24 protein-coding genes and 2 pseudogenes are annotated in these 21,599 nt (G+C 58.3%); 12 read left to right on the forward strand and 14 right to left on the reverse strand.

Features of this window, described 5'->3' with window-relative positions; genetic code table 11:
- The first annotated feature begins 4 nt into the window (after positions 1 to 4).
- Positions 5 to 1,567 carry an adenylate/guanylate cyclase domain-containing protein gene (locus tag NKJ15_RS19560; protein ID WP_352502865.1) on the forward strand — a complete coding sequence of 521 codons (1,563 nt, stop codon included), beginning with the start codon at positions 5 to 7 and terminating at the stop codon, positions 1,565 to 1,567.
- Between the two features lie 446 nt (positions 1,568 to 2,013).
- Here NKJ15_RS19560 and NKJ15_RS19565 read toward each other — a convergent pair whose 3' ends face one another.
- From NKJ15_RS19565 to NKJ15_RS19625, 13 genes are all read right to left on the reverse strand, one after another.
- Positions 2,014 to 2,406, reverse strand: a complete 393-nt coding sequence (locus tag NKJ15_RS19565; RefSeq protein WP_352473010.1) for a hypothetical protein — start codon at positions 2,404 to 2,406, stop codon at positions 2,014 to 2,016.
- A gap of 231 nt (positions 2,407 to 2,637) precedes the next feature.
- Positions 2,638 to 3,276, reverse strand: a complete 639-nt coding sequence (locus NKJ15_RS19570) for a ribbon-helix-helix domain-containing protein (protein WP_352473009.1) — start codon at positions 3,274 to 3,276, stop codon at positions 2,638 to 2,640.
- Positions 3,273 to 3,575, reverse strand: a complete 303-nt coding sequence (locus tag NKJ15_RS19575; protein ID WP_352473008.1) for a beta-barrel domain-containing protein — start codon at positions 3,573 to 3,575, stop codon at positions 3,273 to 3,275. The genes NKJ15_RS19570 and NKJ15_RS19575 overlap by 4 nt, the downstream gene beginning before the upstream one ends.
- Positions 3,576 to 3,769: 194 nt before the next feature.
- A complete protein-coding gene (locus NKJ15_RS19580; RefSeq protein ID WP_352473006.1) occupies positions 3,770 to 4,348 on the reverse strand; it encodes a hypothetical protein in 579 nt (192 codons plus the stop codon).
- Positions 4,345 to 4,935: a L,D-transpeptidase gene (locus NKJ15_RS19585; protein ID WP_352502864.1), complete on the reverse strand. Its 591-nt coding sequence runs from the start codon at positions 4,933 to 4,935 to the stop codon at positions 4,345 to 4,347. The genes NKJ15_RS19580 and NKJ15_RS19585 overlap by 4 nt, the downstream gene beginning before the upstream one ends.
- Complete coding sequence (locus tag NKJ15_RS19590) at positions 4,919 to 6,082, reverse strand: CpaE/TadZ family protein (protein ID WP_352502863.1); 1,164 nt, start codon at positions 6,080 to 6,082, stop codon at positions 4,919 to 4,921. The genes NKJ15_RS19585 and NKJ15_RS19590 overlap by 17 nt, the downstream gene beginning before the upstream one ends.
- Positions 6,079 to 6,714, reverse strand: a complete 636-nt coding sequence (locus tag NKJ15_RS19595; protein WP_352473002.1) for a TadE/TadG family type IV pilus assembly protein — start codon at positions 6,712 to 6,714, stop codon at positions 6,079 to 6,081. Before NKJ15_RS19595 ends, NKJ15_RS19590 begins: the two co-directional genes overlap by 4 nt.
- A gap of 2 nt (positions 6,715 to 6,716) precedes the next feature.
- The gene (locus NKJ15_RS19600) at positions 6,717 to 7,250 is read right to left on the reverse strand and encodes a TadE/TadG family type IV pilus assembly protein (RefSeq protein ID WP_352685437.1); all 534 of its coding nucleotides are present in this window, start codon (positions 7,248 to 7,250) and stop codon (positions 6,717 to 6,719) included.
- The gene (locus NKJ15_RS19605) at positions 7,250 to 8,734 is read right to left on the reverse strand and encodes a TadE/TadG family type IV pilus assembly protein (protein ID WP_352816883.1); all 1,485 of its coding nucleotides are present in this window, start codon (positions 8,732 to 8,734) and stop codon (positions 7,250 to 7,252) included. Before NKJ15_RS19605 ends, NKJ15_RS19600 begins: the two co-directional genes overlap by 1 nt.
- A 64-nt stretch (positions 8,735 to 8,798) precedes the next feature.
- On the reverse strand, positions 8,799 to 9,065 hold the full coding sequence (locus tag NKJ15_RS19610) for a hypothetical protein (RefSeq protein WP_352472999.1): 267 nt from the start codon (positions 9,063 to 9,065) through the stop codon (positions 8,799 to 8,801).
- 10 nt (positions 9,066 to 9,075) lie between these two features.
- Positions 9,076 to 10,521, reverse strand: coding sequence for a type II and III secretion system protein family protein (locus tag NKJ15_RS19615; RefSeq protein WP_352472998.1), 1,446 nt, complete (start codon positions 10,519 to 10,521; stop codon positions 9,076 to 9,078).
- Between the two features lie 55 nt (positions 10,522 to 10,576).
- On the reverse strand, positions 10,577 to 11,614 hold the full coding sequence (gene cpaB / locus NKJ15_RS19620) for a Flp pilus assembly protein CpaB (protein WP_352502861.1): 1,038 nt from the start codon (positions 11,612 to 11,614) through the stop codon (positions 10,577 to 10,579).
- An 83-nt stretch (positions 11,615 to 11,697) separates the two neighbouring features.
- Positions 11,698 to 11,871: a Flp family type IVb pilin gene (locus NKJ15_RS19625; protein ID WP_352472996.1), complete on the reverse strand. Its 174-nt coding sequence runs from the start codon at positions 11,869 to 11,871 to the stop codon at positions 11,698 to 11,700.
- Between the two features lie 528 nt (positions 11,872 to 12,399).
- Here NKJ15_RS19625 and NKJ15_RS19630 point away from each other — a divergent pair.
- The 9 genes and pseudogenes from NKJ15_RS19630 (at position 12,400) to NKJ15_RS19670 (ending at position 20,271) form a co-directional block, all read left to right on the forward strand.
- Complete coding sequence (locus NKJ15_RS19630; RefSeq protein ID WP_352816887.1) at positions 12,400 to 13,782, forward strand: TadA family conjugal transfer-associated ATPase; 1,383 nt, start codon at positions 12,400 to 12,402, stop codon at positions 13,780 to 13,782.
- The gene (locus NKJ15_RS19635) at positions 13,782 to 14,753 is read left to right on the forward strand and encodes a type II secretion system F family protein (protein WP_352542681.1); all 972 of its coding nucleotides are present in this window, start codon (positions 13,782 to 13,784) and stop codon (positions 14,751 to 14,753) included. The genes NKJ15_RS19630 and NKJ15_RS19635 overlap by 1 nt, the downstream gene beginning before the upstream one ends.
- 45 nt (positions 14,754 to 14,798) lie before the next feature.
- Positions 14,799 to 15,716 carry a type II secretion system F family protein gene (locus NKJ15_RS19640; protein ID WP_502898822.1) on the forward strand — a complete coding sequence of 306 codons (918 nt, stop codon included), beginning with the start codon at positions 14,799 to 14,801 and terminating at the stop codon, positions 15,714 to 15,716.
- Positions 15,717 to 15,770: 54 nt separating this feature from the next.
- Positions 15,771 to 16,322, forward strand: coding sequence for a tetratricopeptide repeat protein (locus NKJ15_RS19645; protein WP_353045347.1), 552 nt, complete (start codon positions 15,771 to 15,773; stop codon positions 16,320 to 16,322).
- A 9-nt stretch (positions 16,323 to 16,331) separates the two neighbouring features.
- Positions 16,332 to 16,838, forward strand: a complete 507-nt coding sequence (locus tag NKJ15_RS19650) for a prepilin peptidase (RefSeq protein WP_352816890.1) — start codon at positions 16,332 to 16,334, stop codon at positions 16,836 to 16,838.
- 195 nt (positions 16,839 to 17,033) lie between these two features.
- A complete protein-coding gene (locus tag NKJ15_RS19655; RefSeq protein ID WP_352816913.1) occupies positions 17,034 to 17,921 on the forward strand; it encodes an MBL fold metallo-hydrolase in 888 nt (295 codons plus the stop codon).
- Positions 17,885 to 18,703: pseudogene (locus tag NKJ15_RS19660) on the forward strand (IS630 family transposase); the annotation flags it as partial. The gene NKJ15_RS19655 and the pseudogene NKJ15_RS19660, both read left to right, overlap by 37 nt.
- A gap of 121 nt (positions 18,704 to 18,824) precedes the next feature.
- Positions 18,825 to 19,622, forward strand: coding sequence for a sterol desaturase family protein (locus tag NKJ15_RS19665; RefSeq protein ID WP_352542677.1), 798 nt, complete (start codon positions 18,825 to 18,827; stop codon positions 19,620 to 19,622).
- 19 nt (positions 19,623 to 19,641) lie between these two features.
- Positions 19,642 to 20,271 (forward strand): methyltransferase family protein, encoded by a 630-nt coding sequence (locus tag NKJ15_RS19670; RefSeq protein ID WP_352816893.1) that lies wholly within the window; start codon positions 19,642 to 19,644, stop codon positions 20,269 to 20,271.
- A gap of 34 nt (positions 20,272 to 20,305) precedes the next feature.
- Here NKJ15_RS19670 and NKJ15_RS19675 read toward each other — a convergent pair whose 3' ends face one another.
- On the reverse strand, positions 20,306 to 20,590 hold the full coding sequence (locus NKJ15_RS19675; RefSeq protein WP_352816895.1) for a hypothetical protein: 285 nt from the start codon (positions 20,588 to 20,590) through the stop codon (positions 20,306 to 20,308).
- On the opposite strand from NKJ15_RS19675, the gene NKJ15_RS19680 reads away from it, so the two are divergent.
- Positions 20,589 to 21,278, forward strand: coding sequence for a phosphatase PAP2 family protein (locus NKJ15_RS19680; RefSeq protein WP_352816898.1), 690 nt, complete (start codon positions 20,589 to 20,591; stop codon positions 21,276 to 21,278). The genes NKJ15_RS19675 and NKJ15_RS19680 overlap by 2 nt on opposite strands.
- A gap of 78 nt (positions 21,279 to 21,356) precedes the next feature.
- Positions 21,357 to 21,559: pseudogene (locus NKJ15_RS33025) on the forward strand (hypothetical protein); the annotation flags it as partial.
- Positions 21,560 to 21,599 lie beyond the last annotated feature (40 nt).

Consider the following 21,599-nt stretch of genomic DNA (forward strand, 5'->3'; position numbering starts at 1 on the left):
AAACATGACTGCCAAGAACAAGTTCCAACGCCATGCGATCGCCGTCCATCTGGCACAGCAGCTCGCCGGACCGGCGCGGGCAATCTCAGGATTTCAGGAGTTGCTGACCGAACAGGTGCAGGACCTCGGTCTGATCCACATGACACCGGATCTGGAGAAGGTCAGCGCCGCTGCTTGCGAATTGAATGGCCTGATCGACAGCTTGATCCATGGAAAAGCCGACAATCAGAACCGGGCAGGGGTCGAGATCGAGGCGAAACTGCGCCACGACTTGCGAACGCCGCTCAACGCGATCATCGGCTATTCCGAAATGATTCGTGAAGAAGCCGAAGAATTGCACGAATACGCGCTGGAAGAGGATGTCAGGGTGATGCTCGCCGCGGCGGCCGAGTTGTTGGCGCATGTCGATGCAATCGCCGGCCTCTCGCGCGCACCCGACAGCGAGGAACCGCGGACCACGGATCAGGCTGAGATCGATGCGGCAGGACTCGAACGGGCACTGATCAAGACGGAGCACCCCGTAAGCTCCGGCTGTGGCCGCATACTTGTCGTCGACGACATCAGCAGTAACCGCGGTCTCCTCTCCCGCCGCTTGCAACGTGACGGTCATCAGGTAGTCACTGCCGAGTCCGGTCTGTCAGCGCTGGCTCACCTTGCGGAACACGAGTTCGACCTGGTTCTGCTGGACCTCCTGATGCCGGACATGAACGGCATCGAGGTGCTCTCACGATTGAAAGCGGAGCGCCGATGGCGGCATATCCCTGTCATCATGATATCGGGGTTGGACGAAGTGGATGCAGTGGTCCGCTGCATCGAGGCGGGGGCCGACGACTACTTGCCTAAACCTTTCAATCCAGTCCTGCTGCGCGCCCGGATCAACTCGAGTTTGGAGAAGAAGCGTTGGCTTGACCGCGAGCACCAGTATCTTCAGCAGATCGAGGTGGAGAAGGGGCGGGCTGACTCGCTTCTTCATGCGATCCTGCCCGGTCAGATCGTGGCACGGCTGCATCGGGGCGAAGAGTTCATTGCCGACCGGTTCGATGAAGTGACCATTCTTTTTGCCGATATTGTCGGTTTCTCGAGCATAGCGGCAAGGTTGCCGCCGTCGGACCTGATCAAGCGCCTCGACAGGCTATTCGGCACGTTCGACGTCTTGGCGCAGAAGCATTCCGTCGAGAAAATCAAGACCATCGGAGACGCCTATATGGCTGCGAGCGGTGTTCCCGAACCGGCAGCTGACCATGCCGACAGGATCGTGGCACTCGGGAAATCCATGCTGGACGCGTTGAAGCCCTTAGCTTGGGGTAACGATAGTTTTCGGATCCGCATTGGCGTGCACACGGGACCGGTGATCGCGGGCCTGATCGGCCGGCATCGGTTCGTCTACGACCTCTGGGGCGAGACCGTGAATATTGCAAGCCGGCTCGAGTCCCAGGGCGTGGCCGACCGCATGCAAATCTCGGAGGCAACCAAGCAGGCCCTGCGCACCTCCTGGAAGCTCGAACCGCGCTGTAATCTAGAACTGGCAGGTGTCGGCAGGATCGAAACCTATCTCGTTCAACACTGATCGGAACAATGTCTGACTGCCCTTAGGGAAATTTCGTGAAGCGATGCTCTGGGTCGCAGGGATCGGCGGTGTGTGCTCGGACCGCCGGCGCTCCGCAGCGTGGCATCAAAAGCGGCCCCTGGCCAGTGCAAACACTAGGGTTAGCCCTGTGACGAGGGCTACATCGCCACACCTGCTACCCGAGATGAGATAGTGGGTTTGAGGAGCGCTACCGCCTTTCGGCTTCGGCTATTCCAACACGGCATGCGTTGACGGAAGGGAGAGTGTGAGTTTGAAGACGCAGACTTCTCAGTGGCACTCCGTCTGGCTTCAACCTGAAAATGTCTCAATCGATCAACGCTCAGCAGTGAGATTCGCGGCAAGTGGTCTCAAGACAGTCAACTGTCAGCGGCAAGCTGGGTCTCGAGATCGCCTTCTGAATTCGATATCAGGCGAGAGAACACTCGTTAGTCCGAATTGGCGGGCGCGGAGGAATACTGGTTTTTGCCTGTTGCCCTTGCTCGGCCCCGCCAATGCGATCCGTCGGGAAGTTTAGCCGATAATTCGCCTTGAGTCAGTGCGGCGATAAGTAGAGAGCAATCGAGTTCCTCAAGGAACGGAACCTTCAGGTCACTCTGAGCTGCCATCCGAAGCGATCTCAATCTTGCTGTCTTTTCGCTACGTTCGGCATGCTCAGCCTCGGCAATGACTTTCGCGGAGCGGATAAGCTTTCTATTTTCCAGCCAACACATGTGTTCGATCCTGCGAAATTTCTTCTTGGACCTTGCCGCAGCTTTTCCGCGCGGATTTGCGCGGCGATCAGCCCAGTTCGGATCCAATCCCGTTTTTCTGCTCGCCAAGCCTTCTCTGGCGCCAATACGTCGTCTTGCCCTCTCTCTTCGAGGTTGTCGCCCTTCATTGTAATGAATCCGGTTGATTGGTGATGGTGCCGCTCCCGCCAAACGGCGCGGGCCGTCGGCTGGCAATAGCGGTCGGGCCTAATCGAAGTCTCGCAGACAGTTCCTATTCGCGCTAAATGACACGAAGGATCTTCAGCCCGGATTGAGCCTCGCTCACCGGAGGCCGCAGTTCTAGCTGTTGACGAACGCCATCAGCAATTCCGGTTCGGGTACGGGCGCCCGTACTACATTCAATTGACCTCGGTACCGGCGTTCGCCAGCCCCGATTACAAAGCCGCTGGCGATCGGTACTTCGCCGTTGGCGTCGAGTTGGGCAAAAATGTCGGCGACAGGGAGATCCAGCGCCAGCTTGAGATCTAGTCGTGCATCATTGTTTGGTCCGATCGGCAACTGACGCTTGACGAATTGCTGGAACGAAGCATTGAAAGTCAGGATCTTCTTCGATGACGCCAAGGCAAAAGCGGGCGAGGGGCAGGCAAGCAATATGGCATTGATCGTCCTGATCGATGCAAGCTTCCGCAGGGCCATGTTTTCATCCGCCAGCCCGTGTATGCAAGCCACCCGAATCGCCGATGTCAGGTTACCAGTCTTGGTCGGGCTGTCGGCGATCTCCTCGATCAGCATGCCGATTGTGCATTTCCTACTTTCAGCCATCTGCTTCAGAGATATCCAGAAAGCCTTTTCCAGACGAATGCCGCGGCGTATGCCGCCACGCGCGACGACCCGGAATTCCAGCCCGAAATCCTCTTTTGTGATCGTTAGCAGCCGCCGATCACGATTGATGGGAGGAGAGGTGGCGCTAGCGCTCACTCATGGTCTCCTGACGCGCCTTGTTGATCGGCTTTAAAAGGTAACTCAGAATCGCCTTGCGTCTTGATGTCTACTGAGCACATTATGCCCGGGATGGTTGAATAAGTCTCGCCATCCCTCGCGAGCGTCGATTTGTCCGCCGCGACACGAACCTGGTAAAAGGCTCCCCCGTTTTTCTGATCGACCAAACTGTCGGCGATCATGCTAGAGACCTTGCCTTCGATGCCGCCGGAGATCGAGAGGTCGTAAGCGGTGACCTTTGTCAGCGCCTCGCGGTGGTCGGGACGAATAGACGACATCGCGTAGCGAGACCCACACTTCGATCAGCAAGGTTTCGTGGGTTGGCACGATGTCAGCCACGAGCACCAGGCTGGACGAAGGCACCGTCGTCCACCCGACAAAAACGACGAAAAGCGCCGAATATGGACGCCGACGCGCAAAGCGGCGGACGATCTTCTCTGGCAAGCATTCTCCACGCCCCCTTACCCCGCTTCTAATCGATCTTGCGGTAATAGACCTTGCCGTCAGGCTGCTCTATGCGCCGGTAGGAGGAGCTTGGGGCAGGGGGCACCGCTGCTGCGATCTTCCTTTTGGGCGGGCGTGGTGCTTCGACGATACTGCGTTCGGTCGCTTCTTCACCATCGAGATCGCTGACCGGCTCCGCCGTGGCGCTGGTCGTCTCAACAAAAGGCTCCGCCACGGTAGCCAGCGGCAAGTTCTGTTCTATCCGAGCAATGCTGCCGTTGATCTGGCTGAAGCTACCCTGCAGTTGATTGTCCAGTTTTTCGAACCGGCTTTGAAAGCCGTTATTGACCATGTCGAGCCGGGCCGCAATCCGTTGCTCGAACGATCCGAGCTGTTCCAGCCTCCCTTCGACAGAGCGCAGGTCGTTGATGCCGCGGAAGAGATAGACCGCGGCTATTAAATTTGCGGCTGTGATCAGCAAGGTGCCTGCAGCAACAACCCCGATCATCCTGGCATTGCTCGGTTTCCCAGCGACAACTTGCTCTATAGCTTGGGTCGCCGGCCCAATGTCGATCGCCGGCATGTCCGGGTCGCTAATCATCGTCATTGGATCACCACCTTTGCACCGACCGAGACGCGCCTGAAAAGATCGATCACATCGGTGTTGGTAAGACGAAAGCATCCCGATGTGCCGTCGAAGCCAACGCCTGAAGGGTCGTTGGTGCCGTGTATGCGATAAAGCGTGTCGTGCCCGTCTCGGGATAAGTAGAGCGCCCGTGCGCCGAGCGGATTGTAGGGACCGGCCGGCACCATCTCCGGCAGCTCCGGCTGGCGCGCGCGCATTTCTCTCGGTGGGCGCCATTCCGGCCATTCGGTCTTCGCCCCCACTTCCACGGTGCCGGTCCAGCCAAATCCGTCACGCCCGACGCTGATTTGATAGCGCAGCGCCTCACCCTCTCGGGTCACAAGATAGAGCGCCTTCTCCTGCTTGCGGATAATGATCGTGCCCGGCTGTTCCGCGGTTTGGAAAAAAACGAACTTGCGCAGGCTGGGGCCCATGGCTGGCAGCGGCGGCTGGTCCGATAGCCCGGATCGGGCATGGGCGCAGTCCCAGGACGATGCCGCCAATGCCAGGCCCATGATGCAGGCGCCCGCAAGCGTTGGAACGAAGCGATATCTACCGGGCAGTGTCATCGAGCCGCTCTTTGAACATCCGCTTCAGATCCTTGTTGAAGCGTGCCCGCCCGTCCACTTCGGAAGGCATGATGGCTCGGTTCAGCGCATCGGTCAGCAGCGCATTGTCCAAGGCAACCGATTTGATGTGCGGTACCTTGAATATCTTTTCGAGTTCGCCGCGCGAAAAGTGATTGCCGAACCATTTGCTCTTGTGCTTGTTGGCGACCAGCGTGATGTTCACCGAATTGCCGCGCAAATCGCGGATCTTCTTGTAGAGCCGCTTGCCCTGTCGCAGCGAGGCGACGTTGAGCTCGAACACGATGAAGATCGCGTCGCTCGTGGAAAGCACAGGATTCTGCCAGGGAGTTTCGATGTTGGGCAGGTCGATGACGATGTCATCGAAGCGATAGGCGACGAGGTCCAGCAGCCGGAACACGAAATCCGCGCCCTGCGGCTCGAATGGCAGTTGCGGCCTTTCGAAGGCGTACAGCGTCAGGCCGGACGGGCGCGAGAGCTTGATGACATCCATCAGTTCGACATCGAGCCGTTCCGGCTGGCCGATGATGCCGGCAAGGTCGAACTGGTTGAAGAGGTTGAGATAGGCGCCACAATTGGCGCTTTGGAAATCGAGGTCGACGAGGCAGGTCGAAGCTGCACGTTCGGTGGATTTCGAGGCCAGGAACTCCGCCGCTGACAAAGCGAGCGTCGTAGCGCCGGCGCCGCCGCTAGCGCCGATAAAGGTGATGATGCGGCTCTTGGTGCCCTGGTTGCCGGTGTCGTGGAAGGTGACCGCGTTCAGAAGCTCCTTGGCATCAAGTGGTTTGTGCAGCCAGTCCGAGGCGTTCATTCGCACCAGGACGCGCGTCTGTTCAGAGGTCAGTTCGTCGGAAACCGCAATCAGCGGCACGGCCGCCCACAGGGCGCGCGCCTCGACAATGCCAGGCTTGCCAAGCAGTTCGCCAATGGCAAGGTCGAGGATTACGATGCCCGGCCGCGTGTCGGGGGTCGGGCCTTTGAGAAAATCATCCGTTTCGGAAATCCGGACGTCATAAATCGCCAGCGCATCGAGCCGCGTCGCCACGTCATGCTTGAACTGCGAATCAGACGAGAACAGGGCGACCTGCTTTCGTTTGGTTGGGAGAACCTTCGTGTTGATGGCGTTCATGGTGATGTGCTCTTCAGGTCTTCGCCCGTAACCGTGCTTAGCATCGACGGCATGGTGAGGTTCGCAAAGCCCATCAGCCCTTGCAGAAAGAAGAACTGAAAGGTCACGTTTTGAAGACTTACGGTGATTGTTGGCACCGGTCCGCCCAGCCGGGTCTGATAGCTCAAGCCAGTGGCGCTGTAGGTGACCACCACGTTATCGCGGCGCAAGCGCGGAAAGAAATGGCACATCCCGGGCCGTTGATTTGCTGCGAGTGGGGGACAGGCATCATCGTTGGTGTTTGCCGTGTCCCCGCGGAAGATACGGCTGAAGTTGGCGGCATTGAATGTGCCGCCGTTGGTGCAAGCTCCTGTGCCAGCAGTATATCTGCAGACGAAGGGGCCATATGCCGCGGCAACGACTGGCGCACCCGGTGTCGTCGTCGGCGCCGCAGTTGCAAGAGCCGTCGCAATTGGGTCTGAAATCGAGGCCAGCCGGGCGCCGAGTTGGACCGCCTTGGTAGCAGCGTTCCATTGGTAGAAGGCGTGACCGAAATCGATGAAACCGAGGACAAGGGCAAACAGCAGCGTCGAAACGATGGTCATTTCGACCATCGCCGCGCCGTCGTCCGAATCCGCAAAACGCTTGAACATGGTCAGAACCGGATCAGCCGCTCCTCGTGAGAGCCGTTCAACGTGATCGGGCCGATGCCGATGATCGATAGCATGCCGACCCCGCCGTACGCCAAGGTACCCGCAGCCCTGACGATACAGACCTGCGCGGTGGTTGATCGATATTGCGCGACGCCGGCAACCACAGCGTCATGGCAGGAACCGGAGGCGGCGATTGTCACCGTCACATTCGATTTCTGCCAGCCGCTGACGCGTGCACTGCCTGTTCCCGCGGCATTGCCGAACACGGCGATGTTTGCAGCGATGTCGGCGCAGTTGATCGCCGCAAGCCCGGCTTGTGTATACAATTGGCTGTTGCAGCGCGCGGCGAAGCGGCTTGCATCTGAAAGTCCGGCCTCCATCAAGAGTTTTTCGTGAATCAGATTGCCGAACTCGAACACGCCACCCGCCAAAATCAGCATCAGCGGCGTGATCAGCGTCATTTCGATGAGCACTGCACCGCGTTGATCGCATCGAAATCTATCGAGATGACGCAATAGCATTCCAATCATCGCCATCACCGGTAAAGCTGAGCTTCGTCGCGGAGGAAATTGTCTAGCGTGCCCTGGCCGCCACCCCCAGTAACGTCTACCAATTCAACCATCACGGATGCGTCTTCCGATGGCGACGCAACCGGTTCAGTCAGTAAAAAGCTTCCAAAAGCTTCCACCGGCAGATCCGTGCTGTGGCCGGACAGATCGCTGCCGGCAGCTTGGAGTGCATTGCAGTTCAGGATCGCACCGTAAATCAACCGACGGTCAACCGTCGTGACAGGGGGTTGGCAAGCTGCCGACGGGGTTCCGATCTCTCCACCAGTCGACGCCATGCCTACCAACCCGGCCGATATCTCGTAACGGTAGACCTGATAGCGCGTCGGCTTGGTCGTATTCCATGAAGATGGGTAGGCAGCGGAACCAAAGTTGGTGCTCCAGTAACCAGAGAAATTCCAATTTCCATCGCCCATTCGGCCGCCGAGGTATGGAGTGGTCGCGTCGCGTGGAAGGCCCATAGTTCCAGCTTGGGTGAATGAAAGTTGATTCATGGAAGGACATTGGTTTGCGCTTCCTCGGGTCTTGATTGCCCCTTTGCGGACGTTCGCGGCTGGACCGTATTCAGCACTATTGAAATGGTTGCCGCTGGCTGCAATACCGAAACGAACATTGAAGGCGTCTTGCACTGGGCCGGCGTTCTGGCCAGTTTTCGTGCTAACGTTGGCGGAACTGTAGCAACCAATCGGCCTTGATGTTGCAATCGTCTGAGCGAGGGCTTGAGCACCGTTCCCCACACCGGCCGGAGGTTCGAGGAAGCCGAAGTTACCAGGGCCAGCGGCAGCCCCATTTCCGACCTTCCTCAGTTCGATCAGCCGACGATGTACAGCCGGGTTGGAGACGGCCTGCTCAAGTGTGTATCCGCCCGCTGCATTCGTCCCGTTCACCGTCTCGTAAGGGTTGCACATAAAGACCGGCGTGAAATCGCACACGCCGGAAGTGAAGCCCGCCACAGCGACTGCGCCGACATTGAAATTGTTGCTGGCGCTGGATGACAAGAAGGAAGCCGGGAAGATTGCAGCAAACCCGACCGGGGCTACAGTGACTTCAACAAAACGGGCAAGTTTGGCGTCATTCAGCTCGTCGGTGATCACATTGGCCGGCACAATCGGGAGATTGTCGGTGGCCGGCAATGAGCGAAGATATCGGCGTGTTACTCCGGCGGAAGCGAGCGTTTGAGGAGGGCCGGCGGTCGAGAAGGTGTATCGATTGCTTACCAGCGTAGCGATCGCCCTATCAGCACGGCTGATAGAGCCCGACGTCCCGTCCAGCTCAGCCGCGCCTGCCAGGGCAAACGCATCAGCCCCCTTCTGCAGATCGTTATGCAGATTGTTGAGCCGGCTCATGTCGATCACCAGCAGAGAAAATCCGATGATCGCCGGCAGCATGACGCTGACCAGTATCAGCGCTATTCCCCTCTGATCGTGCCAGAACGCGCGAATAATACGCAGCATGGCCTTGCTCTTTTGCTCCTTGACGCCAGGATCCCTTGTTTACCTGACGCGCTGATCCTTCTGTTCAATCCGCCGTGTCTTGCGGCGTCCCGACATTGACCGTGATGGCCGGCGGCGGCGGTGGTGGCGGTGGAAACTTGTAACTCTGGGCAAGAGCAGCAGCGCGCGCGCCATCCCCTTCAATGGCGGTCTTTTTCGACGCCGGATTGAGCGGATCGACCGTCTGCAGAAGCGAATTGTATTTCTGGGTGTCGCCTGCGGCCAGTGTCACCGTGTCGTAGCGGTTTAGATAGTCGGCGCAGCCCGCCAGCCCGCTGGCACACAAAAGCATGATCAACACCCTATTTCTTGACATAGATCATCTTGTCCTTGGATTTCAGGTCGAGCATGTGGCCATAGGGGCCGACGACGCCTTCGCCCAGTTCATATTTGCGCACCATGTCCTTGGTTACTTCCAGTTGGCCGAGCACGAAAAACTCCGGGTCGTTGGCCGGCCGTGTCTTGTCGAATGGGGTCGCCAGTTGCTCGCCGGGTTTCGCCGGGCGCACGATATGCGGGGTGACGATGACGACCAGTTCGGTCTCTTCCTTCTGATTGCTTGAATTGTGGAACAGCGCGCCGACGATCGGCACTTGGCCCAGCCATGGCACCTGCCTCTGGATTTTGGTATTCTTGCTGGACAAGAGCCCGCCGACTGCGAAACTCTGGCCGTCGCGCAACTCGACGACGGTCGCCAGCTTGCGGGTGGTGAAGATCGGGTCGCCAGCCGGCGTGAAGCCGTTCAGGTCGCTTACCTCCGGCGCTAGCTTGATATGGATCTTGTCGTCGTTGAGCACGATCGGCGTGAACTGCAGATTCACGCCGAACTGCTTGTACACAATGTTGATCTGGCCGTCCCTGTCGAGGCTGCGGATGGGTACTTCACCGCCGGCGTTGAAGCTGGCCGGCTCGCCGGAAAGCGTGGTGAGATTGGGCTCGGCCAACATGCGCACGACACCCTTTGCCTCAAGCGCCTCGATGATCAGATCGACCTTGATGTTGCTGTCGATGACGCGAGTGATCAGCGCCGCGAACGGATTGGTGTTCGAGAGCAGGCCAGTGAGCAGACCGCCCGGTCCGAGCACCACGTTATCTTCATCGACGGCGGCAATGCCCGTTCCAGTTCGGGTCGTTCCGCTGTTGTTCGTGCTCCTGATCGACACACCAAGGTCGCGACCGGCATTGCGCTTGGCCTCGAGCACGCGCACTTCCAGATTCACTTGCTGGCTGTCATCAACGGTAACGGCATTGATAATCGCGTCGGGACCGTATTGCTGGGCCACTTCCAGGATCGACGCCAGCGTCGCGCCGTCCTTCACATGCCCGCCGAGCCGGACCTTGCCATTGACCGAGCCGATATCGATCCGCGATCTAGGCGCTACCTGCCGAATTGCCTGCGCCATATCGTTGACGTCGACGCCGACCTCGATCTGGATTACGCCAAGCGAGCGCTTGTCTTCGGAAAAGAGATTGACGGTTGTGGTACCGGCGCCCTTGGCAATGACGTAGAGCGTCTTGTCGGTCATCGGCTGGGCATCTGCGATCTTCTCGTCGGCGACGACGATATCGCCAAGAGTGGCATTCACCTCAATCGTCAGCGATTGCGACATGGGCAGGAAGACACGATGGACCTTGGGGTTCGACACGTCGATACGGCGATCGGCTGCCGTAGCCTCAAGGCCGATCGGCAGTAATATCACCGAACAGGCCAGCGCGGCGGCTGCCAGTGTTTCCCGGACCGTTCGCATCTACATTCCCCCCTTTGGCGGCTCTTCGGACGCTCTTTATGCCAACATACCAGAGTTATCTTTGTCGCGGTACGTCATATTTTTCGAGCTTCACGCCCCGAAAAACGCCGATAGTCGCACGGGCTGACGGCTCCGGCTGCACATATTTGATCACTTCCTTAACGACCTCTTGCGCTTCGGGTGCCGAGGTCACGGCCGGAGCAGGCTTTGCTTTGCTCAAGTCGTCGAGCCGGTTTCCGACCTGTTCGACGGCCCGAGTCAGGCCATTGATCTTGTCGTCCGCGCGCTTGCGCTCGGCTGCCGCAGCAGCATCGGCCGTGGCCTGCCTGGCGAGTTCGGCCTGCCTGGCTGCGACATCGGCCGGCGTTTCGCCGGTCAGGTCGGAAAGCGTGATGCGTTGGGTGATCTCGTCCTTGCCGGCGGCTGCCTGGCGAAGCGCGAGCGACAACTGGCCGGCGCCGGCGGCCAGCGTCAGCTTCTGGGCGTCCTTGGTGCTAGCCTCGACAGTCACCGATTTCACCACCGTCGGGCTGTCGGTGCTTTCATCGGCGACCTGGTCGACGGCGAGCACCTTCATGCTCTGCAACAGCACGTCGACGAAACTCTGGTCTGCATCTCCAGGGTTGCGCACGGTGCGCGTCAGGAGCACATCGACCCGATCACCTGGGAAAACGAATCCTGCGACGCCGAGCACATCGTTGACTCTGATGGAAACAGCTTTCATGCCTTCGCCGAGCACCGCCGAAAGCGTGGCGCGCTGGCCGGGGCCGGTAATCTTGGTGGCGAGAACGGGTTCATTGGCGCCGATCGCCTGCAGCGCCTGCTTTGTGCCTTCGCCAGCGAGTAGATCTTTTGTCGTCTTGAAAGCCCCGGCCGGAACCGCGCCCGCCGGCCATGTGATTTCACGCAGCTTGTCGGCCGACAGCGTGTCGCCGAATTTCAAAGATACGGCCGCCACCACGACGGTATCGCGCGGCACGTCCGTCTTCGCCATAGCGCTGCGTTGGCTGGTCAGCCAGATATTGGCGAGAACCACTGCGAGCACGCCGAATACGCCGGCGAGAACGATCATGATGACAGTGTTTGCACGCACTTTCTTTTCCCGCCAGACTCCGTTCACCCACCACCTGGATCGACGCCGGGGACCTCCCCGGCGTCGATGATAGGACTAAGCTATCACGGCAACAACGCGTAAAGCCCCGTCCATTGGGTGCTGACCCAGCCACCGACAAGAATGATCGTGGCGATCACCGCCACGGTGATGATGCCGAGCAGGATGGTATATTCGACCATGGCGGCGCCGTGTTCGTCGTCGCGGAACTGCCGGGTCATCGTCATGAGCTTTTTCATGCCAATTTCTCCCTTTGGGGTTCAAACCCTGACGAGACGAGCCAAGGATGAAATCGCATACCTGAGCATCCTCCGTCGACCTAATCCTAGGGGCCGATAAAAAGCAGAGTCAAATATGTTAGTGGTTCTTTAACTTATTTATACCTGTGCTATGCCTGAAATGGTCATATCGTTTCGAGGTCTCTCTGCAGCAAGACGTTGATTCTGCCTGCTTTTCGCCCGTCTTTAACCATCCGTTCACAATTTCGCCGCGTCTGTGGCAGAAGCGAGGCGATATTAGCAGATAGGCATATGCCATTATATCCAAGGGCTTGCCAGAGCCCGTAAGGGCCATCGTGGCCAAAAAGACGCAGGGCGATGTTTTGGCAGGCCCTTGTATATTTACGGTCGGACGCCTCGTTCGAATAGATGAGATGTTTTTTCGACCTGGATGTTAAATATGCACGAAGTATTGAGTTCGGGAACGTGCTCGGTGCCTGCTGTCTTGCGGGTATTCCCCCCAAGGCGTGTCCAAAGGGGTAGCGCAAAATGCTGGGCCGATTCACGAAAGGGCCAAGCGAGCCGCGGGTCGAGCCGAAGCTTGATCCGATCGTGCCGGCAGTCCCCGTACTGTCCCGTTCTGCGGAATTCGAATCGCCGGGGGATGATTTCCTTACGCTCAAGGTCGAGCTCCACCGCCACTTGATTGATCGCTTCAACCTGACGGCCCTTGAAAGTGCGTCCAAGGAGGAAATCCTGAACGAGATCCGCCCCATCGTGCGGGAATTCGTTCGTGCTCGCAACGTGCCGCTTAACGCCCGCGAACTTGACCAATTGACCAGCGACACCGCTGACGAGATGCTCGGGCTGGGTCCGATCGAGCCTTTGCTCAAGGATGATTCGATTTCCGATATTCTGATCAACACCCACAAGCGAGTCTTCATTGAGCGGCGTGGAGTCATAGAGGAGACGGCGATCCGCTTTCGCGATGAAGCCCATCTGCTACGTGTCATCAACAAGATCGTCTCGGCTATCGGCCGGCGTGTCGATGAATCGGCGCCAATGGTCGATGCGCGGCTGGAAGATGGGTCGCGAGTCAATATAGCTGTGCGGCCGATCTCGGTGGATGGCCCGCTGGTCTCGATTCGCAAGTTCTCCAAGAACCCCTATTCGCTCGAACGTCTGATGGCGTTTAATTCGATCCGGCAACCGATGGTCGACCTGTTGCGCATTGCCGTGCAGGCCCGCAAGTCGATCCTGGTTTCGGGCGGCACAGGCAGCGGCAAGACGACCCTGCTCAATGCCCTGTCGAGCTACATCCCAGCCAGGGAGCGCCTGATCACCATCGAGGACGCAGCGGAACTGCAACTGCAGCAGCCGCATGTGGGCCGTCTCGAGACGCGTCCGCCCAATGTTGAGGGCAAGGGCGAAGTTCGCCAGCGCGAATTGCTAAAAAATGCGCTTCGCATGCGGCCGGACCGCATCATCGTCGGCGAGGTGCGCGGCGAGGAAGCCTTCGACATGCTGCAGGCTATGAACACCGGCCATGAAGGTTCAATGACCACCATTCATGCCAACACGCCCCGAGATGCGATATCGCGATTGGAACAGATGGTCGGTATGGCCGGCATGCCGATGAGCCACGATTCAATACGGGCTCAGATTGCCTCGGCTATCGACATCATTGTGCAGACGCAACGGCTTTCCGATGGTGGAAGGCGGGTTGTTTCCATATCAGAACTCACCGGTATGGAAGGCAATGTCGTACAGGTTCAGGAACTTTACCATTTCGTCCGCCGCGATGTGAATGCCGAGGGCCAGATCGTTGGTGAATTTCGGGCGACCGGCATTCGTCCGCGCTTTGCCCAGGAAGCGGCGACCCTTGGCCATCAGTTCGCCAAGGACGCGTTCAACCCACAGGTCCCGCTCTAATGTTGACCGGCCAGACATTGCTCTACTTCATCTATGTACTGGCGGCTGCGTCGCTCATCCTCGCGGCCGAGGCTCTGTATGTGACTTACTCCAAGCGGCGCTCAACGGTCAGCACGATCAACCGTCGACTGAAGCGGCTCGCCGACGACGCTCCGGCCGAACAGACCTTGCAGCGATTGCTGCAAGAACGTGGGCTTACCAGCTCGGGCGACTTTCTTTTCAATGCGGTCGGCCTGAACAGGCTGTACACGCAATCCGGCGTTACCGGAAATCCGCTGTCGTTCGTCGCGACATTTGCTCTCGGTGGACTGGCCCTGGCACTGGTATTTGCGTTCCTGCTGCACTTCTCCGCCGTGTTTTCGTTTATCATCTTTCTGCTCATCGTATTCCTCCTGCCGTTTCTGGTTCTCCGCCGCGCGCGCGCCAGGCGAATCCAGAAATTCGCGAAGCAATTGCCGGATGCCCTTGAGATGATCGTGCGTTCGCTGCGTGCCGGTCATCCGACTTCCGTGGCTATAAGCCTTGTTGCACGAGAAATGCCTGATCCGCTGGGCACCGAATTCGGCATTGTTTCCGACGAGATCACCTTTGGCCTCAGCCTTGAAAACGCGGTGCGAAAACTCTCGCAGCGCGTCGGTTTCGAAGGTCTGCATTTGCTGTCGGTGTCGCTGTCGATTCAGGCCAAGACCGGCGGCAACCTTACCGAAATTCTGTCGAATCTCTCAGTGGTGCTGCGCGAAAGGCAGAAACTCAGGTTGAAGATTCGGGCGCTCTCTGCCGAGGGGCGAATGTCCGCGTGGATCATTTCCCTGTTTCCTCTTTTGATGCTCGCCATCCTCACGGGCCTAGCCCCCAGCTACTACGGTGATGTATGGGGCAGCCCCTTGATCATGCCTGTGTTCTTGGTTTTCGGGTTCTGGGCGCTGCTCGGCGACTTCATCATGTACCGTATGGTCAATTTCGATTTTTGAGCGATCGGAGCTATAGAAGTTGTGACCCAGGATCTGAGCCTTCTGGTGTCCATCGCCGTCTTCCTGGCGGCCGTAGCGCTGTTTCTGGTGGGCGCGCTCGTCGTCTTGCCGGCGCTGCAGACGAGGAAACTGGTTGCGCAAAGCCTGCTGGCAGAGGGCATTCCCAACCGCCGCTCGCTTTTGGGCCAGGAAGAACTGGCCAAGATTTCAGCACAGCGGCCGGTCGACGCCTATTTCAGATCGATCGAAAAGGAACGTGACGAGCCAAGTGCGCTGGACGCAAAACTTTTTCGCGCCGGCTTCTATCAGTCAAGCGCGCCATTGATCTATACTCTGTCACGCCTTGGCGCGGTCTGTCTTGGCTTTTCCGTGACGTATGCGCTCCTGTCGCGGATGTTGCCACCCGAACTTCCCGGTCTTGTCGCCTTTGCAGGCTCTGCCCTGCTTGGGCTGGGATGCATCGTGATTCCGAGCATCGCTCTCGATCGGTTCGAAAAGGGACAAAAACAGATATATCGTCGCGGCTTTCCGGATTTCATGGACATGATGATCACCTGTGCCGATGCCGGCATGAGCCTCGAAGCGGCTGTCGAGCGTGTCGGCAGCGAACTGGCTGGCACCCATAGATGGCTCGGCATCCAACTCGCAATCATGAATCTTCAGTTGCGCGCGGGCAAGCCGTTGCGCGAGGCCCTGCGCGAATTATCCGACCGCGTTGGACTGGAGGAGGCGCGCGCGCTGGCTGTGCTGTTCCGTCAATCGGAAGAGCTCGGTACCAGTTTGACGGACGCCTTGCGCGTCTACAGCGACGAAATGCGGGGACAAAGAATTCTCTTCGCCGAGGAACGCGCCAATGCTTTGCCTGTCAAGATGATGATACCGCTGGGGCTATGCATCTTTCCTGTTGTGATGATGGTCGTGATGCTTCCGGTGATCATTCGAATGAAGGGCATTTTCTTCTAGACAGGGATGTGCTTTGGTCAGGGGACCGGATCGGCAAGATCCCTGGGGGATAAAATGAAAAGGCCAATGTGCCTCGTTGCCGCTGCCAGTTTGCTGGTTGTCGTGCTTTCCGGTTGTCAGTCGAATGCGACGGACCCAACGGGGGTCGTCCGGACTAACGAGCCGGCGAAAGTGGAGCTTACTGCCTTCGGCGATGCCTTCGACGGACTGAAGACGGTCAGCGACGTCGAATATTATGCCTCCGACCAAGCCGTTGCCGAAGCCAAGAACCAGTTCCGCTCGGAAAATTATGGCAATGCGGGCGCCCTGTTCTACAAGGCGACGCAACTCGCCCCCAACGACGGTGCCGCATGGCTGGGCCTCGCCGCCTGCAGCGACCGCATCCACCGCTTCGATCTCGCCGACAGGGCCTATGGCCAGGCCTTCCGGCTCATTGGGCCAACGCCCGAATATTACAACAATGTCGGCTATTCCTATCTGCTGCGCGGCAAGCTGCAGGACGCGCGCAGTAATTTCCTCAAAGCATACGAACTGGCTCCCAATGATCCGACCGTCGCCAACAATTTGCGACTCCTGTCGTCCAGCGTGAAGAATCTCGAACGGTAAGGCGCTAGCATGTTGCTTGCCGGAGCGCTGCTGATGAAGGGGCTAGCGGTTCCTTTGCTGGCAAGGATTGCATGGCTCGACTTCACGACCCAAAAAATATCTAACCGTGACGTGCTGCTGCTTTTGTGTCTTGGGCTGGGTTCGCTGCAGGTTATGTCGATCCTCAGCGGGTCGTGGTGGGACATGGGCCTGAGCGCGGTTGCCGGCCTACTGCTGTTCGTGGCGCTTTTCTTGTTGTGGGCCATGCGCAAGGTCGGCGCTGGCGATGTCAAACTGATGGCGGTGGTTTCGTTTCTGATCGGCGGCAGCGGGCTTCTGGTGTTTTCCGTGCTGTTGCTGGTCTTCGCGCTTGCGACCGCGTTAGTCGTGAAGAATCCCTTGATGCTGCCCGAAGGGGCCTTCCGCGTCTACGTTCAGCATCTGGACCGCAAAGGCGTCGTCCCCTTCGGCGTGCCGATCTCGATCGCTGCTATCTGCACGCTGGCGCTACAGATCTATGGCAACGCACGGTTCTAGTGGTTAAGATCTAACGATTGGTACCCGATCGTAAGCGCGGCCACATCGCGAGCGCCTCCGTCTTCCTATCGGAAGAAAGGTCTGACGCCATCTTGCCGCAAATGTTATATCTAGCGATCCGTCCTCGGTCGAAGAAGGATCGCATCAATGGACGATTGGAGAATCGGGAATATCTGGGTAACCAGAATTCTGGAGATGTGCGACCCTCTGCGGACGCCGTCGGAATGGTTCCCCGACTGCACCGACGAAGCACTCGAACCGCATCTTCATTGGCTCACGCCCCGATTGATATCGCCGGCAACCGGCCGGCTTATTCTTCCCATCCAGAGTTTTCTGGTTCGTACCGGCCACCACACCATTCTGGTCGACAGTTGCGTCGGCAACGACAAGACGTGCGCATACTTCCGGCATTGGCATCGCCGCAACGACGGCACCTTTTTGGCGCGCCTGGCGAATGCAGGTGTTGCTCCCGAGCAGATCGACTATGTGCTGTGCACCCATCTTCATATCGACCATTGCGGCTGGAACACACGATTGGTGGACGGGCGTTGGATACCGACATTCCCGAACGCCCGCTACATCATGGCGCGGCGCGAGTTCGAGGCCGCACAGGCCGCCTCCGGCGATGCCGACGAACGGACCTATGAGGACAATGTGCTGCCAATCGTCGAGGCTGGTCGGGCTGTGCTTGTCGATATGGATTATGAACTCGATGGCGAAGTGTGGCTGGAGCCGACGCCGGGCCACACCCCGGGGCACGTAGCCATCGGCCTGAGATCTCGAGGCGTAGGGGCAGTGTTTTCCGGCGATCTCATGCATTGGCCGATGCAATGCATATACCCCGACTGGAGCTTTCGGTACGACACGGACCCTGACCAGGCACGTCGGACGCGGTGGGCATTCCTGGAGGCTTGCTCGGACAATGGACGTATCGTCATGACATCGCATTTTCCCTTGCCGTCGGTGGGAACTATCTTGCGACGCCAGTCATCATTCTGGTTCGAGGATCATCAGCCGCCACAATCGCCGAGGACGCCGACCACGCGCTCGGACCCGAGGTGGCCGAGCGCGTGGTGGCGCTGACGCTTGTCAATCTGCCGGGCGAGACGACGCACTGGACCGCCGACATGATGGCGCAAGCGGCTGGCATCAGCGCAAGCGCTGTGCGTCGCATCTGGAAGGCGCACGGGCTGCAGCCCAACCGCTGGCGCCAGTTCAAGCTTTCCAACGATCCGCAGTTCGTCGATAAACTGCGCGACGTCGTCGGCCTCTATGTCGATCCGCCTGCTCACGCCATCGTGCTGTCGGTCGACGAGAAGAGCCAGATCCAGGCGCTCGACCGCACCCAACCCGGCCTGCCCATGAAGAAGGGTAGGCTCGGCACCATGACTCACGACTACAAGCGGAATGGCACGACCACACTGTTTGCCGCCCTCAACGTGCTCGACGGCTCCGTTATCGGCAAGAACATGCAGCGGCATCGCCATCAGGAATTCATCCGCTTTCTCAACGCCATCGAGGCGCAAATGCCGGCCAGCAAGGCCGTCCACGTCGTCCTCGACAACTACGCCGCTCACAAACACCCCAAGGTGCGGGCCTGGCTCGGCCGCCATCAGCGCTTCACCTTCCACTTCACACCGACCTCATGCTCGTGGCTCAACGCGGTCGAGGGCTTCTTCGCAAAACTGTCGAAGCGTCGCCTCAAACGAGGCGTCTTCCACTCCGTCGTCGACCTCCAGGCCGCAATCAACCGCTTCCTCGAAGAGCACAACCAGCAACCAAAGCCCTTCAGTTGGACCGCCGATCCCGACAAGATCATTGCCGCCGTCAAACGCGGGCACCAAGTGTTAGATTCCATCCACTAGGCGGGCTCTCAGCCTGACATGTTTGGCGCGCAAATTACCTTTTCAACTAATCTCCGAGAACCATTAGCTTGCGCTCAAGTTGGCGAAGTGCTTGGATTGCGTCTTGCCGGCGGGACGCCGTATGGACATTCTGAATATCAAAGCGCTCTTAATTGCGGTTCTGATCTTCGTTCCGATCGAATACCTGTTCGCTCTGCGCCCCCATCAAAAGATACTCAGGAAAGCCTTTTTCAACGATCTCATCTATGCGCTGTTTAATGGCATCCCGATAAGCCTTGGCCTGATCGCGGCTCTCACGCTAGCAACGAGTACGGTGGGGCGGCTGGTGCCGGCCTATGTCGGCAGCGCAGTATCATCGCAACCTGTTTGGCTCCAGGTATCAGAGATCATTGTCATTGCGGACGTTGGCTTTTACCTGGCCCACCGCACCTTTCACGCCGTTCCCTTTTTGTGGCGCTTCCATTCGATTCATCATAGCATTGAAGAACTGGACTGGTTGGCGGCGCACAGGATTCATCCTGTTGACCAGGCTCTGACAAAGAGCGCGTCGCTCGTGCCTGTATATCTGCTGGGTTTCAGCAGTCCGGCGATCGCCCTGTTTGCAATAATTTTTCACGTCCACGGACTTTTGCTGCACGCCAACGTCAGGCTGAACATCGGCCCGCTTCGGTGGTTGATCGCGTCACCCCAGTTCCATCATTGGCATCACGCTCACGAGCGCGCGGCATACGACAAGAACTTCGCAGGTCAACTTTCATTGATCGATGCGCTCCTCGGAACCATGTACCTGCCCGGTAACGCTGTCCCGGAGCGCTATGGCGTCGATGATCCGATTCCATCAACTTACGTCGAGCAACTCGCCTATCCAGTGATCCCGAAGGGCAGAATCAATGAAGCTCCCTCCACCAGAGATACGTGATTTCGTCGGGCGTGCAACGATGACACTCTACTTTACGTTCTGCGCGACTTTGAAGGCCGAAACGTTCTTGGTAGCTCTTGCCGGCGCAGAATGGACAGTGGCGTGGATTATCCATCTCACCGCAGATGTCGCCGCTGTCGGCTTTCTCGTGCTCATCGTTGGAATGACAGTGGCGCGTCTTCCGCCCCTGGGAACAGCGCAGGGAATTGAACCGCGAATCTCCGCGCTCATCGGATGCTTTGCCACCGCAACTTTGATCGCGGTCCCTCGCATCCAGGCAGCTCCGCAGATCGAGTTTGTTGCGGACCTGACCACCATAGTTGGTTTCGCGCTTTGCATCTTGTGCCTGTGGTGGCTCGGCAGATCCTTCAGCATCACTGCGCAGGCCAGACGGCTCGTCACGGCAGGCCCTTACCAGATCGTGCGCCACCCGCTCTACGTCTGCGAAGCGATCGTCTTGGTCGGTATTCTTCTCGGCAATGCGACATGGGCGACCGTCGGAATCTGCGCCATTGCCCTCGCTTTCCAATATCGGCGGCTCGTAAACGAGGAGAGGGTCTTGCGAGCGGTGTTCCCCGAATACGATGCGTATGGGCAGACCACGCCAATGCTCATTCCATCTTTATCCTCATTGTACTGGTGGCAGTGACTGTGCCCCATGCTGATCCGCAGTCTACTCGAAATCACTTAGTAATTATTGCCTTGGCTACAGCTCTTTTCGGGTTGATCGACATTTTGTGGCTGCCATTTTCCACAGTGGATTTTTCACCGAGGAACTGGATTGACATAGGCAAGGTGGCCCTTGTCCTCAGTGCATCTTGGATGGCATCGGCAATTGCGCTCCACAGAGTGCGATCTGACACAAGCCCAATTGCGAGCGTAATCAAATATCTTTGTGGCTGCCTGAGAATTGTGGTCGTTTCCGCAGCAGCTTTCATTCCGCTCGCCATCACCACGACCGTCTTCATGTACCTGGCGTCGGCCACCTCAAGGCCTCTGGCGGACCCGGTTCTAGCTTCTATCGATTCCGCCCTCGGTTTCGACTGGCAGTGGTTCCTCGCGACGACCAACAAGCCAATTACAGCATCCGTCCTGGTTTTTGCTTATCACGCCCTCGCGTTCCAAATGCCGTTCGTTCTGTTAATCCTCGCGGTGACAAACCAAGGAGAACGAGCACTGGAGTTTGTCGCTCTTCTAGCGGTTGCTTCGGTTTTCACGGGCGCAATGATGGCTTTGGCCCCAGCAGAAGGCGCTTATGCCTATTTCAAGCCGGCGCCGGGGCAATTTTCGAACTTCACCACTGATGCCGGAATGTGGCACCATCAAGTGCTTATGGCGCTGCGATCAGGCGAGCCGTTTGATCTGATTATGGCCAAAGGCACAGGGCTCGTCACGTTCCCGTCGTTCCACACGGCACTTGGATTGGCAGTGGTCTATGCCGCGCGGACCATCCGGCCACTTTTTATCGTGTTGGCCACGGTGAATGCCGCCATGATCGTGGCCACTCTGCCTGAAGGCGGTCATCATTTAATAGATATAATCGCCGGCGTAGTCATCGGCATTTTCTCCATCATTGCAGTCAAGATGCCAAGCTATGTACGCGGAAAGGCCGACGGCGTTGCGAGATCAGCCGTGGGATCGGACGCGGACCACTGAGTTGGCCAGGGCCGTTGCCCTTCAGCTGCCTGGCAATGTCGTGGCGGCGGTGAGACACGGGGAGGAGGACCGCCGCCCTGCGGCCGCATCTGCATACACAGGAAGACGATCAACATCTCCACCGTGCTCGCCGGCCAGAGGCTCGGAATCACGAAGTCGACGACGGCATTTGGCTCGTCTCCTTCATGCATTATGATCTCAGATATATCGACTTGGAACGATACCCTCCGGCGAAGGCCGCCTTGCGAGAGGACGGCACGGTAGCGAGGCTGCGCTCTTAAGGTCGCCCTTACGAGCGAAGTTAGCAGCACAGCATGAGCC

It is taken from the genome of Mesorhizobium sp. M0207, assembly GCF_040321995.1.
In the GTDB taxonomy this organism is placed as follows: domain Bacteria; phylum Pseudomonadota; class Alphaproteobacteria; order Rhizobiales; family Rhizobiaceae; genus Mesorhizobium.